This window comes from Lentzea sp. NBC_00516 (genome assembly GCF_036346835.1).
Lineage (GTDB): Bacteria > Actinomycetota > Actinomycetes > Mycobacteriales > Pseudonocardiaceae > Lentzea > Lentzea sokolovensis.
Window position 1 is genome coordinate 9309516 of record NZ_CP107840.1, and the last position, 16204, is coordinate 9325719.

General features: G+C 68.2%; 13 protein-coding genes. 5 read left to right on the plus strand and 8 right to left on the minus strand.

Translation table 11 applies throughout. From position 1 onward, the window contains the following. Positions 1 to 13: 13 nt before the first annotated feature. The 3 genes from uvrA to OG205_RS43375 all read left to right on the plus strand — a co-directional run bounded on the left by uvrA (position 14) and on the right by OG205_RS43375 (position 3682). Complete coding sequence (uvrA, locus tag OG205_RS43365; protein ID WP_330273564.1) at positions 14 to 2893, plus strand: excinuclease ABC subunit UvrA; 2880 nt, start codon at positions 14 to 16, stop codon at positions 2891 to 2893. Continuing rightward, positions 2890 to 3072 carry a hypothetical protein gene (locus OG205_RS43370; protein ID WP_330273565.1) on the plus strand — a complete coding sequence of 61 codons (183 nt, stop codon included), beginning with the start codon at positions 2890 to 2892 and terminating at the stop codon, positions 3070 to 3072. The genes uvrA and OG205_RS43370 overlap by 4 nt, the downstream gene beginning before the upstream one ends. Positions 3073 to 3214: 142 nt before the next feature. Continuing rightward, on the plus strand, positions 3215 to 3682 hold the full coding sequence (locus OG205_RS43375) for an SRPBCC family protein (RefSeq protein ID WP_330273566.1): 468 nt from the start codon (positions 3215 to 3217) through the stop codon (positions 3680 to 3682). On the opposite strand, the gene OG205_RS43380 is transcribed toward OG205_RS43375, so the two are convergent. From OG205_RS43380 to OG205_RS43395, 4 genes are read right to left on the minus strand one after another with little or no spacing between them, the layout of a single operon-like run. After that, a complete protein-coding gene (locus OG205_RS43380) occupies positions 3679 to 4866 on the minus strand; it encodes a hypothetical protein (RefSeq protein ID WP_330273567.1) in 1188 nt (395 codons plus the stop codon). The genes OG205_RS43375 and OG205_RS43380 overlap by 4 nt on opposite strands. Positions 4867 to 4875: 9 nt before the next feature. Next, the gene (locus OG205_RS43385) at positions 4876 to 6063 is read right to left on the minus strand and encodes a hypothetical protein (protein WP_330273568.1); all 1188 of its coding nucleotides are present in this window, start codon (positions 6061 to 6063) and stop codon (positions 4876 to 4878) included. Then, positions 6060 to 7310, minus strand: coding sequence for a VWA domain-containing protein (locus OG205_RS43390; protein ID WP_330273569.1), 1251 nt, complete (start codon positions 7308 to 7310; stop codon positions 6060 to 6062). The genes OG205_RS43385 and OG205_RS43390 overlap by 4 nt, the downstream gene beginning before the upstream one ends. Before the next feature lie 34 nt (positions 7311 to 7344). Next, positions 7345 to 7941 (minus strand): TetR/AcrR family transcriptional regulator, encoded by a 597-nt coding sequence (locus OG205_RS43395; protein WP_330273570.1) that lies wholly within the window; start codon positions 7939 to 7941, stop codon positions 7345 to 7347. A gap of 75 nt (positions 7942 to 8016) precedes the next feature. Here OG205_RS43395 and OG205_RS43400 point away from each other — a divergent pair, with 75 nt between their 5' ends. After that, complete coding sequence (locus OG205_RS43400) at positions 8017 to 9177, plus strand: FAD-dependent oxidoreductase (RefSeq protein ID WP_330273571.1); 1161 nt, start codon at positions 8017 to 8019, stop codon at positions 9175 to 9177. A gap of 72 nt (positions 9178 to 9249) precedes the next feature. Beyond that, positions 9250 to 10413 (plus strand): hypothetical protein, encoded by a 1164-nt coding sequence (locus tag OG205_RS43405; RefSeq protein ID WP_330273572.1) that lies wholly within the window; start codon positions 9250 to 9252, stop codon positions 10411 to 10413. A 48-nt stretch (positions 10414 to 10461) separates the two neighbouring features. Here OG205_RS43405 and OG205_RS43410 read toward each other — a convergent pair whose 3' ends face one another. The 4 genes from OG205_RS43410 to OG205_RS43425 all read right to left on the minus strand — a co-directional run bounded on the left by OG205_RS43410 (position 10462) and on the right by OG205_RS43425 (position 16202). Next, on the minus strand, positions 10462 to 12552 hold the full coding sequence (locus OG205_RS43410) for an alpha-galactosidase (protein WP_330273573.1): 2091 nt from the start codon (positions 12550 to 12552) through the stop codon (positions 10462 to 10464). Positions 12553 to 12647: 95 nt separating this feature from the next. Beyond that, complete coding sequence (locus OG205_RS43415) at positions 12648 to 13214, minus strand: hypothetical protein (protein WP_330273574.1); 567 nt, start codon at positions 13212 to 13214, stop codon at positions 12648 to 12650. Between the two features lie 4 nt (positions 13215 to 13218). Then, positions 13219 to 14622: a GntP family permease gene (locus OG205_RS43420; protein WP_330273575.1), complete on the minus strand. Its 1404-nt coding sequence runs from the start codon at positions 14620 to 14622 to the stop codon at positions 13219 to 13221. Then, the gene (locus OG205_RS43425; RefSeq protein WP_330273576.1) at positions 14619 to 16202 is read right to left on the minus strand and encodes an N-acyl-D-amino-acid deacylase family protein; all 1584 of its coding nucleotides are present in this window, start codon (positions 16200 to 16202) and stop codon (positions 14619 to 14621) included. The genes OG205_RS43420 and OG205_RS43425 overlap by 4 nt, the downstream gene beginning before the upstream one ends. Between the last annotated feature and the right edge of the window lie 2 nt (positions 16203 to 16204).

A 16204-nucleotide genomic window follows, 5' to 3' on the forward strand; every position in this document is an offset into this window, starting at 1 on the left:
CGAAGGGACCCCAGTGGCAGACCGTCTTGTTGTTCGCGGCGCCCGCGAGCACAACCTGCGCGGCGTGGATATCGACCTGCCGCGGGACAGCCTGATCGTCTTCACGGGGCTGTCCGGCTCCGGCAAGTCGAGCCTGGCTTTCGACACGATCTTCGCCGAGGGTCAGCGCCGCTACGTCGAGTCGCTCTCGGCCTACGCGCGCCAGTTCCTCGGTCAGATGGACAAACCCGACGTCGACTTCATCGAGGGCCTCTCGCCCGCGGTCTCGATCGACCAGAAGTCCACGAGCCGCAACCCGCGCTCGACCGTCGGCACGATCACCGAGGTCTACGACTACCTGCGCCTGCTGTACGCCCGCGCCGGCAAGCCGCACTGCCCGCAGTGCGGCGAGGCGATCGGCAAGCAGACGCCGCAGGAGATCGTCGACCAGGTGCTCGCGATGGAGCAGGGCACCAAGTTCCAGGTGCTCGCGCCGGTCATCCGCGGCCGCAAGGGCGAGTACGTCGACCTGTTCCAGAACCTGCAGACGCAGGGCTACTCGCGCGCGAAGGTCGACGGGGTCGTCTACGCGCTCGCCGAGGTGCCCAAGCTGAAGAAGCAGGAGAAGCACCACATCGCGGTCGTCATCGACCGGCTGTCGGTCAAGGCCTCGTCCAAGCAGCGCCTCACCGACTCGGTGGAGACGGCGCTGCGGCTCGCCGACGGCCTGGTCGAGCTGGAGTTCGTCGACCTGCAGGAGACCGATCCGAAGCGGATCAGGGGCTTCTCCGAGAACCTGGCGTGCCCCAACGGCCACCCGCTCGCGATCGAGGACCTGGAGCCGCGGTCGTTCTCCTTCAACTCGCCCTACGGCGCGTGCACGGTCTGCACGGGCATCGGCGTGCGCAAGGAGGTCGACCCGGAGCTCGTCGTCACGGACGACGAGCTGAGCCTCGAGGAAGGGGCCATCGCGCCGTGGGCCGGCGGGCAGACCGCGGAGTACTTCACCCGGCTGCTGCAGTCGCTCGGCGAGACCATCGGCTACCGGATGGACACGCAGTGGCGCCACCTGCCCGCCAAGGCGCAGAAGGCGATCCTGCACGGCATCGACGAGCAGGTGCACGTCCGCTACAAGAACCGCTACGGCCGTGAGCGCTCCTACTACGCCAACTACGAGGGCGTCATCCCGTTCCTCGAACGGCGCCAGGAGCAGACCGAGTCGGAGTACATGCGGGAGAAGTACGAGGGCTACATGCGCGAGGTCCCGTGCCCCGCGTGTTCCGGTACGCGCCTGAAGCCCGAGATCCTCGCCGTCACGCTGCACCACGGCAAAAAGGGCGACAAGTCCATCGCCGAGGTCTGCGCGATGAGCGTCTCGGAGTGCTCCGACTTCCTCGACGGCCTCAAGCTCGGCAAGCGCGAGTCGATGATCGCGGGCGCGGTGCTCAAGGAGATCCAGGCCCGCCTGCACTTCCTGCTCGACGTCGGCCTCGACTACCTGTCGCTCGACCGCGCGTCCGGCACGCTGTCCGGCGGCGAGGCGCAGCGCATCCGGCTCGCCACGCAGATCGGTTCCGGCCTGGTCGGCGTGCTGTACGTGCTGGACGAGCCGTCGATCGGCCTGCACCAGCGCGACAACCACCGGCTGATCGAGACGCTGACGAGGTTGCGCAACCTGGGCAACACGCTGATCGTCGTCGAGCACGACGAGGACACGATCCGCGCGTCGGACTGGGTGGTCGACATCGGCCCCGGTGCCGGTGAGCACGGCGGCAAGGTCGTGCACAGCGGTACGTACAAGAAGCTGCTCACGAACAAGGAGTCGATCACCGGCGCCTACCTGTCGGGCCGCAAGTCGATCCCGATGCCGGCCAAACGCCGCAAGATCGACAAGAAGCGCCAGCTCACGGTCGTCGGCGCACGCGAGCACAACCTGCGCGGCATCGACGTGTCGTTCCCGCTCGGCACCCTCACCGCGGTCACGGGCGTGTCCGGTTCGGGCAAGTCGACGCTGGTCAACGACATCCTGGCCACGGTGCTCGCGAACAAGCTCAACGGCGCCCGCCAGGTGCCCGGCCGCCACACCAGGATCAACGGCCTGAACGAGGTCGACAAGCTGGTGCGCGTCGACCAGTCGCCGATCGGCCGCACCCCGCGGTCGAACCCGGCCACCTACACCGGCGTGTTCGACCACGTCCGCAAGCTGTTCGCGGCGACGACGGAGGCGAAGGTCCGCGGCTACCAGCCCGGTCGTTTCTCGTTCAACGTCAAGGGCGGCCGCTGCGAGGCGTGCGCGGGCGACGGCACGATCAAGATCGAGATGAACTTCCTCCCGGACGTCTATGTGCCCTGCGAGGTGTGCAAGGGCGCGCGGTACAACCGCGAGACCCTGGAAGTGCACTACAAGGGCAAGACGATCTCCGAGATCCTCGACATGCCGATCGAGGAGGCGGCCACCTTCTTCGAGCCGATCAACGCCATCTACCGCCACCTGAAGACACTGGTCGAGGTCGGCCTGGGCTACGTGCGGCTGGGCCAGCCGGCGCCGACGCTGTCCGGTGGTGAGGCGCAGCGCGTGAAGCTCGCGTCGGAGCTGCAGAAGCGCTCGACGGGCAAGACGGTCTACATCCTCGACGAGCCCACGACGGGCCTGCACTTCGAGGACATCCGCAAGCTGCTGGGCGTGATCAACGGCCTGGTGGACAAGGGGAACAGCGTCATCGTCATCGAGCACAACCTCGACGTCATCAAGACGTCCGACTGGATCGTCGACATGGGTCCCGAAGGGGGCTCCGGCGGCGGTATGGTCGTAGCAGAGGGCACGCCCGAGCAGGTCTCGCAGGTCGAGAAGAGCTACACGGGGCAGTTCTTGCTGCAGGTGCTCGAGAACGAGGAGGTGTCAGCAGCAGGGTGATTCCACTCGATGCGCTGGCCTACCGCGAGCGCGCTCTTCTGGCGTCGCGCGGGGAGCCCCCGGCGTACCCCTTCAGCCTCGTAGAGGTGCTCGACTCGTCGGAGCAGGCACTCCGGCGCGTCGCGGCTGTCAGCTGGTTGCGGACCCTGGAACGGCTTCCTCATCTAGTCGACAAGTGAACCCGGCCGGCCTAGTGGGACGCTCGAGTCCCACTAGAGCCGTATGCCACGCGGCAAGGAATTCGCGCGGGGAATTCTCGGTCCGGTGTGAGTTTCGTCGAGGAACTGTCACTCGGACGTGGTATCCGGGATGATGGCGGCCGTGTCACTCAACCGCTATCGCTTCCGCAGCGTGTGGCACGTCGACGCGTCTCCTGATGATGTGTACGAGGTGCTGTCCGACATCGCGAACTACCCGCTGTGGTGGCGCGAGGTCCGGAAAGCCACGAAGATCGACGACGAGACCGGCGAGATCAGGTGCCGTTCGTTCCTGCCCTTCGACCTCGTCGTGCAGGTCAGGCACAGCATCCGCAACCAGCAGGCCGGGCTTCTCCGTGCCACGTTGTCCGGTGATCTCGAAGGCTATGCGAGTTGGGAGATCACCGGTCGTGACGGCGGCACCGACCTCATGTTCGACCAGGAGGTAGTGGTCAACAAGCCGCTGCTGCGGCGCCTGGTGCTCATCGCGAAGCCGTTCTTCCGCGGCAACCACGACATGATGATGCGCGGCGGCTTCAAGGGCCTGAAGCAGGTCCTCGAAGCCAAGTCCGCCAGCCGGGGCGAGGCCTAACCGGCGCCGATCTCGATCTGCGCGCCGTTGTCCGTGCGAGTGCATTGCAGTGGAGGCCCGAGAACCTGCCGTGAGCAGGCCCACTCGCCGGAGATCCAGCCCAGGTTCTCCCCGTCCGTCTGACCGGCGTTGATCGCGGCCTGGTAGCGATCCGCCATCTCGATGGCGGCGCCGCAGCCCAGCTTCCCTGACACGTCGGCCACCCTCGCCTCGCCCTCGCGGCAGACGACCGGGTCGGGCACGCAGCCCGCATCCCACTGCTGCCACACCTCCAGGGGCACGGTGCCGCAGGACATCTCGTTGTGGGCGTCCACGAAGTGCCACGCCTGGTCACGGAACTCGAACACGACAGGCAGCCAGATCCCGGGGATGGCCGGGGCGATGTTCGCCCGAGCGAGCACGTAGCGGTCCTGCCGGCAGTCGAACTCGGTCAGGAGCGCGGGGCGTTGCTGATCGTCCTTCACCGGGTGCAGCGGCTGGAGCACCTCCAGGGTCACCGTCTCGCAGGCCTTGAACGTCTTCACCTCCTGCGCCACCAGGTCCGCGGGGACCGAGATCTCCTTCATCGTGGTGACCAGTTCGCCGGAGGTCTTGGTGATGCGCGGGCTTTGCGCGTCGGTGGCGGCGGCGATCTCGCCGAGGACCTTGACCTGGTCGGCGGTGAGCCGGTGGCCGACGAACCGGAAGTCGATCTTCACGCCGGCCTTGTCCGTGTGCTGCTTGATGATCGTCCGGACCTCGTCGGCGTTCTTGCCGCAGGCGTCGGCGCCACCGCGGGCGATGACGACGACGCGGTTGGTGGCGGAGCCGCGGAGCGGGTAGGTGCGCGCGAAGTCGTCGATCGCCGCGAGGACGCCGCTCAGCAGGGTCGCTTTGCCGCGGGGGGTGATGGCGCGGGCCGAATCACCGATCTTGACGGCCTGTCCGGTGGCCGGCGTGACCAGTTCGGCGGTGTCGGGGGAGTCGCAGGTGCCGCCGAAGCGGCGCAGTGCCAGGGAGTCGTCGGCGGACATGTTGGACGCGGCGGCTCCGACGGCGTCCGCCACCTCGCCGAAGTCGGGCGACTCGGAGGCGTCGACGAGAAACGTGGTGCGGTGGTCCGGCGTCAGCAGCACGACGACGCCGCCGAAGGTCAGCCCCAGCACCGCCACGACCGCGATCCCCAGCAGCAACCAGCGTTTCATCCCATCACCTCACTGGTAGTCGCCGAGTCGCACGGCCTTGTTGTCCGTCGTCCGCGTGCACTTCAGCGGCGTCGCGGCGTGCGAGTAGCCGTCCTCGTACGGCCAGACGCACGACCACTCGCCCGAGCCCCAGAACAAGCCCTGACCCTGTGCCTGCTGAGCACTGATCGCCGCTCGGTAGCGGTCCGCGATGTCGATGGCCGTGGGACACCCGACGCCGTCGAGGTCCGTCACCTTCGCTTCGCCGTCACGGCAGACGACGGCCTCGAACTCGCACAGCATCTCCCACTGCTGCCAGACATCTTGCGGAATCGAGCCGCACGGCAGCGACGTGCCTGAGCTCTGGTACTTCCACGTGTCGCCCTGGAGTTCGAAGGTCACCAGGAGGTTGTCGTACTGGCCGGTGGTGGTGTTCGCCTTCGCGAGAACGAACTTGTCCTGCTGGCACTTGACGTCGAAGTAGCGCACGTCGGCTCCCAGCGGGTGCGCCGCCGCGAGCGTCTCGGGGGTAACGCCGTCGCACGGCGCTGTCTTCACCTCTTTGGCGACCAGGTCCGCGGGGACCGAGATCTCCCTCATCGTGGTGACGAGCTCGTCGGAAGTCTTGGTGAGAAGGGGTTTCCGCGCGTCGGTGGCGGCCGCGATCTCGTTGAGGACCTTGACCTGGTCGGCGGCGAGCCGGTGACCGACGAACCGGAAGTCGATCTTCACACCCGCCCGTGCGGTGTGCTTGCCGACGATCGTGCGGACCTCGTCGGCACTCTTGCCGCAGGCGTCGGCGCCGCCACGCGCGATGACGACGACCCGGTTGGTGGCGGAGCCGCGGAACGGGTAGGTGCGCGCGAAGTCGTCGATCGCCGCGAGGACGCCGCTGAGCAAGGTCGCGCTGCCGCTGGGCTTGATCGCGCGCGCCTCGTCACCGATCTCGGCGGCCTGCCCGGTGCCGGGCGTGACCAGTTCCGAGGTGTCCGGAGAAGCGCAGGTGCCGCCGAAACGGCGCAGTGCCAGCGAGTCGTCGGCGGACATGTTGGACGCGGCGGCTCCGACGGCGTCCGCCACCTCGCCGAAGTCCGGCGACTCGGACGCGTCGACGAGGAACGTGGTGCGATGGTCGGGAGTCAGGGTCATCCACGCTCCGCCGGTGACCAGCCCCAGCACCAGAACCACGGCACCTGCCGCCAGCGGCCAGCGTTTCATCCCGTTCCCCCTGGGCCCTTCGCGCGCAGCGACGTGAGCTCGTCCGTCATGTTCCCCGCCTCGGCGTTGTACGCGTCGGCGGCCCTGGAGTAGACGGCGAGTGGTTCCGCCAGGTTCCGTCCCGAACGAGCCGAGCCGAGCAACTGCTCCGCCGCCTCGATCACCGAGGCCTGCAACGTGCGCAGCCGGACCGACATGTCCCGCAACCGCACCGCTTCCGCCGAACTGGTGCGGCCGTCGAGGTCCTTGATCTCGAAGTCGACGACGGCGTCCCTGGCCTCGGTCATCGCGGCGTCCGCGAGGTCGAACCGGCCGCTCTTGATCGCCTCGGTCGCCGAGTTGAGCTTGTCCACGGTCGGGTTCAGCACGTTGACGACCGACTGCGACGACCGCAGCACCGGCTCGATGGTGGTGAACCACGCGAGCACGCGCTTCAGCTCCTCCGGCGAGTCCGTGAACGTCGGCTCCTGCTGCTTGAGCTGTGTGGCCAGCTTCGTCAGCTCGTCGCCGCCGTCGCCGACCTGGTAGCCGATGAACCGGAACTCGATCGACAGCCCGGCCGCCGCGACCCGGTCCCGGATCTGGGACTGGACGAACTCGTCGTCGGGATCGCACGCGTCCTTGCCGTGCCTCGTCACGACGATGATCCGGTTGACCTGCTTGGCGTTCAGCGAGAACGGGGTGGTGAAGTCGCTGACCGCCTCGACGATTCCGCGCTGCAGCGTGGCTTTCGCGCCCTGCCGCACCGACTGCGCGGCCTGGGCGATCTCCTGGCGGTTGCCGGTGCCGAACCCGACGAGCTGCGTGGTGTTCTCGTCCGAACCGCACTCGCCGCCAAAGCTGCGCAACGACTGGGAGTCGCGCTCGCCCGAGTTGCCGATCACGGTCGTCAGCGCACCGGTGACGCTCGCCAGATCACCCTCGGCGGCGTCGATCAGGAACGTCGTCTTGTAGACGGGGGCGAACATCGGGACGACCCACCGCACCACCGCGAAGGAGCTGCCCGCGATCAGCAGGCCGGCGAGCAGGACGATCAGCAGCCGCCGCACGCTCTTCGGCAGTTCCCAGAACGTGTTCCACTGCCGCGCGTTGTCGCCGACGATGACACCCCTGGCCTTGCCCAGGTGCACCGTGTACTTGGGATCCGCGTCCGTCTCTTCGAGTTCGTCGTGGGCCTTCTGGATCGCCTCGGACGCCGTCTTCGACAACTCGTTCGCCGCGTCGACGGACAGCCTGATCTCGTCCATGGAGAAAAGGTACAGAGTTTGGGAGGAAAGGAAGTCAGGTTCGGCCGGACAGGTGCCGAACCAGCACGGCGAGCTGCTGCGCGTACTTCGCGGCGAACTCGGGCGTGGCCGGGTCCTCGCCGGTGATCTGCCCCGCGCTCTGCCGCAGGGTCAGCGGCGCGGAGGCGGCCGCCATCAGGGCCAGCAGCAGGAACGCGGGGTCGACGTCCGCGGGCAGTTCGCCGGCGGCCTGCCGTGCCCGCATCCCTTCCACCTGACCGCGGAAGAACTCCTCGTCGGTCGGCGGACTGTCGCCTGCCAGGTTCGCCCACGCCCACATGCGGCCGTGGTCGGTGAGCGTGGTCATCACGAAGCCCGCCACCACCTCGTCCAGCGCCTGGCTCCGGCCTGCCAGTTCGGCGGCGGAACCGTGCCAGCTCGTGGCGAGCTCCTTGTAGATGCCTTCCTTGCCGCCGAAGTAGTACGAGATCAGCTGCTTGTTCACGCCAGCCCGCGCCGCGATGTCCGTGGTGCGCGTGGCCGCGTAGCCCTTCGCGCCGAACTCCGCCGCGGCCGCTTCCAGGAGCAGGGCCCGCGTGCGTTCCGGGTCGCGTTTGCGCTCCGAGGCGCTGGGAGAGCGGCGTTGATCCACGTCGACACGGTAGCCGACGGCCCAGTTTCAACCAATGAGTTGACTTAATCAACCAAACGGTTGAAACTCGGCGGCATGAGAATCGCAGTGATCGGTGGGGGAATCGGCGGGCTGTGCCTGGCGCACGGGTTGCGCAAGGCCGGCGTGGACGTGGCGGTGTACGAGCGCGATCTCTCGCGCACGGACCGCCTGCAGGGGTACCGGGTGCACATCAACCCGGATGGTGCCGCTGCGCTGCGGGAGTGCTTACCCGCGGCGAACTGGGAGCGGTTCGAACGAAGTGCGGGCTCCAGCGAGAACGGGTTCGGCTTCCTGACCGAACAGCTCAAACCGCTGCTCGTGCTCGACCCGGACGAGGAGAAGCACTACTCGGCCAGCCGGATCACGCTCCGGCAGGTGCTGCTCGACGGGCTGGACGTGCGGTTCGGCAAGCGGTTCGAGCGCTACGAGCAGGGTGACGACATCAAGCTGCACTTCGAGGACGGCACGACCGCGAGCTGTGACGTGCTGGTCGGCGCGGACGGCATCCGGTCACGGGTGCGCGAGCAGTACCTGCCGCACGCGGGCACGGAGAAGATCGGGGTCACGGCGATCGCGGGGAAGCTGTACCTCGACGACAACGGCTGGGTGCCGCGGCGGCTGGTCGTCAGGGCCAACTCGATCATCCCGACGAGCAGGGCCGGCATGTTCCTGGTCGTGCACGACGGGCTGGGCGTGACCGACAACGAGGACGATCCGTTGTTCGACAACGTGCGTCCCTACCTGATGTGGGCCTACGCGGCCGCTGGCCTGACCGTCCACGATGGACAGGACCTGAAACGCGAGGTGCTCGGCCGGATCTCGCGGTGGAGCCCCGAGCTGAATCGGATCGTCGAGGCCTCGCCCGCGGAGACGATCAGCGAATGGCGCCTCCGGTCGTCCAGACCGATCGAACGCTGGCAGCCGACGAACGTCACGTTGCTCGGCGACGCCATCCACGCGATGACGCCGATGAGAGGCGTCGGAGCGAACATCGCGCTCAAGGACGCGCGACTGCTCGCGCGGTGCATCGCCGAAGGCGGCGACGCGATCGCCCGGTACGAGAAGGAGATGTACGACTACGGGTTCGCGGCTGTGCGCGACTCGCTCAAGGCCGCCCGCCAGTTCGCCGACGGTGGCCCGGTCGCGCGAACCATCTTCAAGACCGTGCTCAGGACCGCGAGCGCAGTCCCCGCGCTGAAGCGCGCGATGTTCTGAAAAATAGTTTGAACCGTTCTGGCTCGCTCTGCGTGTGATGGGCGTTGGGTGGCACTAGCCAGGAGGTTCAAGATGATCCGCAAGAGCGTTGCGGTCGTCGCGTTGGGGTTGATCTCGCTGACCGCCTGCGCGGGGACGCCGGAGAGCAAACCGGTGGCGCAGCAGCAGCAAGAAGCCGTGGTGGCGTTGAACGTCGCCGAGAACGCGGACCTCGGGCCGGTGGTCACGGACGTCGAGGGGTTCACCCTCTACCGGTTCGACGGCGACAAGCCGGGGGAGTCCACTTGCGACGGTGAGTGCGCCGCCGCGTGGCCGCCGGCGACCGTCGCGGACGAGAACTTCGGCGTGACCGGCGTCGAGAGGAACCTGGTCAGCAGCATCGTCCGCAAGGACGGCAGCCGCCAGATCACCGTCGACGGCATGCCGCAGTACCGGTTCGCCAAGGACACCAAGCCCGGTGAGACCAAGGGCCAGGGCCTGCAGGGCAAGTGGTTCGCCACCGGCAAGGACGGCGTCCGCACCCAGCTCGCGGCACGGACGGGTGTCATCGCCGGGCTGGGAGCGGTGCTGACCAACAACGCCGGCCTCACGCTCTACCGGTTCGACGGCGACACGGCCCAGCCTTCTATGTCCACTTGCGACGGTGGCTGTGCCGAGAGCTGGCCGCCTGTGCTGGTGGAGGGCGAGACGCCGCGGGTGAAGGGCGTCGACCCGAAGCTGCTCGGCACGGTCACCCGCACGGACGGCAAGAAGCAGCTCACGGTCGCGAACTGGCCGCAGTACACGTTCAAGAACGACAGCAAGCCCGGTGAGGCCAAGGGCGTCACGGTGCCGAAGTGGTTCGCCACCGCCACCGACGGCAAGAAGGCCCAGCAGAACAAGGCGATCGCGTTGACCAGCGCGACTGTCGGAGAACTCGGCGTCGTCGCCACCGACAAGGACGGCATGACGCTCTACCGGTTCGACAACGACTCCGCGGAACCGCCGACGAGCACCTGCTCCGGCGACTGCGCGGTGCAATGGCCGCCCGCCTTCGTCAGCGAGGGCTTCCAGGTGCAGGGCGTGGACGCCGCACTCGTGGGAACGATCGAGCGGGACGGGAAGAAACAGCTCACCATCGCGGGGTGGCCGCAGTACCTGTTCGCAGGGGACAAGGTCTGCGGTGATGCCAACGGGCAGGGCGTTGGCGGGAAGTGGTGGGCGACCAAGGCCGACGGAAGCCGCGCCGGCCAGTAAAAGGGGAGAGAAGGAGCCCCGGCGGGAAGCATCCCGCCGGGGCTCTTTTCACTTGAGACGCACCAGAAGTGCCTGCTCCGGTTCGAGCACCGGCAGCTGGATCCCGACCTCCGACAGCACGGAACCGGGCAGTTCCACGGACTTCCAGTCCGCGGGCAGCCTCTGGATCAGCCTGGGCCGTCCCGCCGGAGCGTCGAACGACACCCGGTACGTCCGCTCCGGGTCGAGTCCGGGCAGCCGCACCCGTCGCGGCTTGTTCTGCACCGAGGTCGCGAGCTGCACGTACCCGAAGAGGGCCTCGGACTGGTCGGCGGCAACGATTCCGTGCACCCAGGCCGAGGGGTCCGGGTGGTCGGAGTGCACCGTGACGCCGGTGTGCACCAACGTCCGCACGTCCTTGTAGTACTCGATCGCGGCCTGCAGCCCGGCCCGTTCCTCGTCGGTGGCCGAGTTGATGTCCCACTCGATCCCGAAGTGCCCGAACAGCGCCGTGGCCACGCGGAACGACAGGTCGTGCACGCGTCCGGTGGTGTGCGACTTCGTGGGCCCGACGTGCGCGCCCATCAGCTCCGGCGGCAGGAACACACCCGTCCACCGCTGGATCAACTGGCGTTCCAGGGCGTCGTTGCAGTCCGACGTCCACACGCGGTCCGTGTGCGCGAGCACGCCGAGGTCGATCCGCCCGCCGCCGGACGAGCAGCTCTCGATCTCCACGTGCGGGTGCCGGAGCCGCAGTTCCTCGAGGAGCCGGTAGTACGCGGCGGTCTGCTCGTGCACGCGCGAACCGATCAGGTCGCGGTTGTGGTCCCACTTCACGAACGCGATGTCGTTGTCCGACAAGACAGACGACACGCGGTCGAGGATGTACGCGTACGCCTCGGGGTGCGCGATGTTCAGCACCTGCTGGTTGCGTGACGGCGGCGGCAGCACGCCGGGACGCGGCCCGAGCACCCAGTCCGGGTGGGCGCGGTAGAGGTCCGAGTCCGTGTTGACCATCTCCGGCTCGAACCAGAGGCCGAACTCCATGCCGAGCGCGCGGACGTGCTTGATCAACGGGGTCAGCCCGTCCGGCCACACGGTCTCGTCGACGTACCAGTCGCCCAGCCCGGCGGAGTCGTCGCGGCGGTGCCGGAACCAGCCGTCGTCCAGCACGAACCGCTCGACCCCGATGGTGGCGGCCGTGTCGGCCAGCGACGTCAGCCGCGCGAGGTCGTGGTCGAAGTAGACGGCCTCCCACGTGTTGAGCACGACCGGGCGCGGACGCAGCGAACGCTCCCGCAACTGCCGGTGGAACGCGGCGCTGATGCCGTCGATGCCCGCGCTCGAGTACGCCGCGTAGAGCCACGGCGACTCGTACTCCTGGCCCGGCGCCAGCGTGATCTCACCCGGCAGCAGCAGTTCGCCGCCGCCCAGGACGGGCAGGCCGTCGACGAGGTTCTCCGCGTACGTCACGTGGTTGCCGCTCCACGCCACGTGCAACGCCCACACCTCGCCGTCGCGGAACGAGAACCCCGGCGTACCGGCCAGCAACCCGATGGTCGCGTCGTGCCCGGTGCGGCCGCGACGGTTCTCGCGCACCCACGAGCCGTAGTTGAACGCCTGCCGCTGCGGCGCGCGTTCACGAGCCCAGCGCCCGGTGAAGTCGAGCAGTTCAGTGGCGTGAGAGGAGACGGGGAGCGCGGTTTCCAGGCCCTCCAACGAATACGGCGTCGTGCCGTCGTTGCGGACGATGTGCCGGAGCCGCAGCATGCCGGACGCCAGCAGCTCGACGGTGCCGCTCACGGTCAGCTCGGCGGCCTCGTCCGACGCGACGTAGCGGAAGATCGAGCCGTCCTCACCGGAGAACGACGTCACCGTCAGCGCGGGCGCGAAGTGTTCGCCACCGCGGTGGCCGCGCAGTCCGGGACGGCCGACGTAGCCGGCGCCGGCGTCGGGCAGGAGCGCGAGCGGGACCGGGTCGTCCGGCGCGTTGTTCGGATTGGTCCACGACACGGCGCCGACCAGGCCGCGCAGCGCGGTCTGGTCGAGGTCTCCGAGAGTTCGCCCCCAGTGCGTCACGACCGGCAGGCTCGCGCCCGTGAGGGTGATGACGATGCTGGAGGTGTCGTCGTGCAGGTGCACGACCTCCGTGTTGCTCATGCAGGCCCCGTCCACATCAAACACAAATGAACATTGAGCCGATCCTCAGATGCATAAGTCGGGTTGTCAAGCGTTCGAAGCTGTTGGGTTGTGTCTTAGCTCGTGCAGTTCGGGGCCTGCTTGTAAGCCTCGTCCAGCACTGGCTCGGCACCGCGCAGATCGCCGAGACCGGGGCCCTCGGGCAGCCACGACACGACCTCGACGCCGGCGAGCAACGCGGGCGCGTCGATGCCCTGCGGGGGAAACCTCCGCACGTTGTCCAGATGCTCCTGCAGCTTCGGCACGATCTCGCCGAGACCCTTGCGGTGCCCGGCGACCAGCTCGTCACCACGCGGGATCGGCGACGGACCGACGCCGTCGTACGCCGCCTTCGCCTGGGCGTACATGTCGCGCAACTTGGTGACGTACGCGACCACCGCGGGCCGATCGGCTTCTGTCGGCTGCTGCCCCTGGGCGAACTTCGGTCCCGTCGCGACCACGGCGCTGACGGTGAGGATCGGCTCGTCGGCGGCGCAGATCTGGTCGATCCACGCCAGCACGGCGGCTTTGTCCGGCCCCGCCGCGGAAGAAGAGGTCGAGGAAGGGGGAGACGAAACCGGCGGTGGCGAGGAACACCCCGCCACCGCCGCGATCACGAACAGACAGATCAGGTTTCGGTGCACCCGATCAGACAACCAGACTGAGCAACCCCGCGACCACGAAACCGACCACCGACAGGATGGTCTCGAGGACCGTCCACGACTGCAGCGTCTCCTTGACCGACAGGCCGAAGTACCGCGACACGATCCAGAACCCGCCGTCGTTCACGTGCGAGGCGATGATCGAACCGGACGCGATGGCCATGACGACCAGGGCGAGCTGCGGCTGCGAGTAGTTCAGGTCCGCCACCACCGGCGCGACGATGCCCGCGGTCGTCACGATCGCGACCGTCGCCGAACCCTGCGCGATGCGGATGACGCAGCTGATCACGTACGCCAGCGCGATCACCGGCAGGCCGATGCCCGACAGCTCGTTCGCCAGCGTCTTGCCGATGCCCGTCGCGGCCAGCACGGCGCCGAAGAAGCCACCGGCACCGACCACGAGCAGGATCATCGCGACCGGCTTCAGGGACGCGGCGGACAGTTCCGCGACCTTCTCCCGCGTCATGCCGCGCCGGAAACCCAGCAGCCAGAACGCGAGCAGCACCGAGATCGTCAACGCCACCGCGGGCGTGCCGAAGAACGTCGCCACCGAGTACAGGCGCGATCCCTTGGTCAGCAGGATCGAGCCGAACGTGCCCGCGAGGATCAGAACCAATGGCAGGCCGATGATCGAGAGCACCAGTCCGAGCGACGGCGGGTCGCGATCGTCGCCGCCGTTCTCCGCTCGCGCCAACTCGGCCGCGGCCAGCATCTCCTCTGGCACCGGCACGTTGAGGCGCTTGCCGATCCAGTACGAGTACAGGACACCGCCGACGAACCAGGACGGGATCGCCACCGCGAGACCCATGATGATGATCCAGCCGAGCGACACCTTCAGCAGACCGGCCGCCGCCACCGGTCCGGGGTGCGGCGGCATGAACGCGTGCATGACCGAAAGGCCGGCCAGCAACGGCATGGCGAACAGCACGATCGACTTGCCGCTGCGCTTGGCCGCCACGTAGACCAGCGGTGCCAGCACGAAGATGCCGATGTCGAAGAAGACCGGCACGCCGAAGATCAGGCCCGCGAGTCCGATCGCGACCGGCGCCTTCTTCTCGCCGAACGCGTTCATCAGCTTGTCCATCAGGACCTGCGCGCCGCCGGACGCCTCGAGGATCGCGCCGAGCAGCGTGCCGAGACCGATGATCGCGGCGATGTGCCCGAGGATGGAGCCGAAGCCCTTCTCCAGCAACGAGTCCGAGGCCTTCTGCGCCGACCCGACCAGCGCCTCCACCGGCACGCCGGCCAGGAGGGCGACCAGCAGCGCGACGACGATCAGAGCGATGAACGGCTCGACCTTGAACTTGATGATCAGCAGCAGCAGCACCGCGATGCTGACTACCGCGAGGGTCAGCAGACCCGGTGTCGAGTGTTGCAACCAGTTGATCACGGGCGGCTCCTGAGTGAATGGCCTGGCAATGAGCCGGTGGCGGTTCCTTCGTCGATCACCGTCACCCCGTTGCAGAACACGTACGGGATTCCGGCGGCCTGCTGCCGAGGCTGGTCGAACGTCGCCGTGTCGGCGATCTTCGAGGCGTCGAACAGCACGAGGTCGGCCGCGTAGCCCTCGCGGACCAGACCCCGGTCGGTGAGCCGCAAACGCTTGGCGGCCCGGCCGGTGAGGTGCTCCACGCACTCCTCCAGGCTCAGCACGCCCAGTTCGCGGACATAGCGCGCGAAGTAACGGGGGAACGTGCCCCACGCGCGCGGGTGCGGCCGGTCACCTACGAGCAGCCCGTCGCTGCCGCCGGTGTGCGCCGGATGCTTCATGATCGCCTGCACGTTCTCCTCGTGGCCCACGTGCATGAGGCACGACGTACCCATCCGTTCGTCGACCAACACGTCGAAGTACAGGTCGGCGGGAGCGCGTCCCAGCCGCAGCGCAGAGCTATAGACGCTGGCGCCGACCAGGTGCGCGTTGCGCTCGTTGCGGACGCCGTTGATCTCGATGGAGTCCCAGTCGACCGGCACGCCGTGGCAGCCGTCCGAGCCGGTCTCCTCGATCTCCTCGCGGATGCGCTCCCGGGTGTCCACATCGGACAACCTTGCCAGCGCGCTGTCCGGCCCGCCTTCCGTCGCCCACGACGGCAGGAGCGCGCTCAGGTACGTCGCGCCCGGCAGGTACGGGTAGGTGTCCAGCGAGATGTCGGCGCCACCGGCGATCGCGTCGTCCAGCAGCGCCAGCAGTTCGGGCGCCTTGCCCTTGTTCACCGGGAAGTTCATCGTGGCGTGCGCGAGGTGCAACGGGCAGCCGGAACGCTTCGAGACGTCCACCATCTCGGCGTACGCCTCCAACGCGCCCGCGCCGTAGCTGCGGTGGTGCGGGCTGTAGAAGCCGCCGTAGTTCCCGACTACCTCGCACAACTGCACGAGTTCGGACGTGTCCGCGTACATGCCGGGCGTGTAGGTGAGCCCGGACGACATGCCGAAAGCGCCCTCCACCAACGACTTCGCCAGCTTGTTCTTCATGACGAGCATCTCGGCGTCGGTCGCGGGCCGGTCCTCCCAGCCCACGGCCAGCATCCGCAGCGTCCCCTGCGGCACCAGGTACGCGGCGTTCACCGCGATGCCCTGGTCGAGCCGGTCGAGGTACTGGCCGACCGAGCGCCAGTTCCAGTCGAAGCCCGGCGGGTCGTCGTTCCACCCGGCGAGCTGGCCCCGCAGCGTGGCCAGCACCTCGTCGTTCACCGGCGCGTAGGACAACCCGTCCTGGCCGAGCACCTCGGTCGTGACGCCCTGCGAGACCTTCGCCAGGTGGTCCGGTTCGGCGAGGATCCGCAGGTCCGAGTGCGAGTGCATGTCGATGAACCCCGGTGCGAGCACCAGCCCGTCCGCGTCGATCGACCGGGTGGCCGAGATCGACTCACCGATGGACGAGATGACGCCGTCCTTGATCCCCACGTCCGCCCGGTAGGCGGACGCGCCCGTGCCGTCGGCGATCAGCGGTCCGCGCAGAACGACGTCGTCCATCC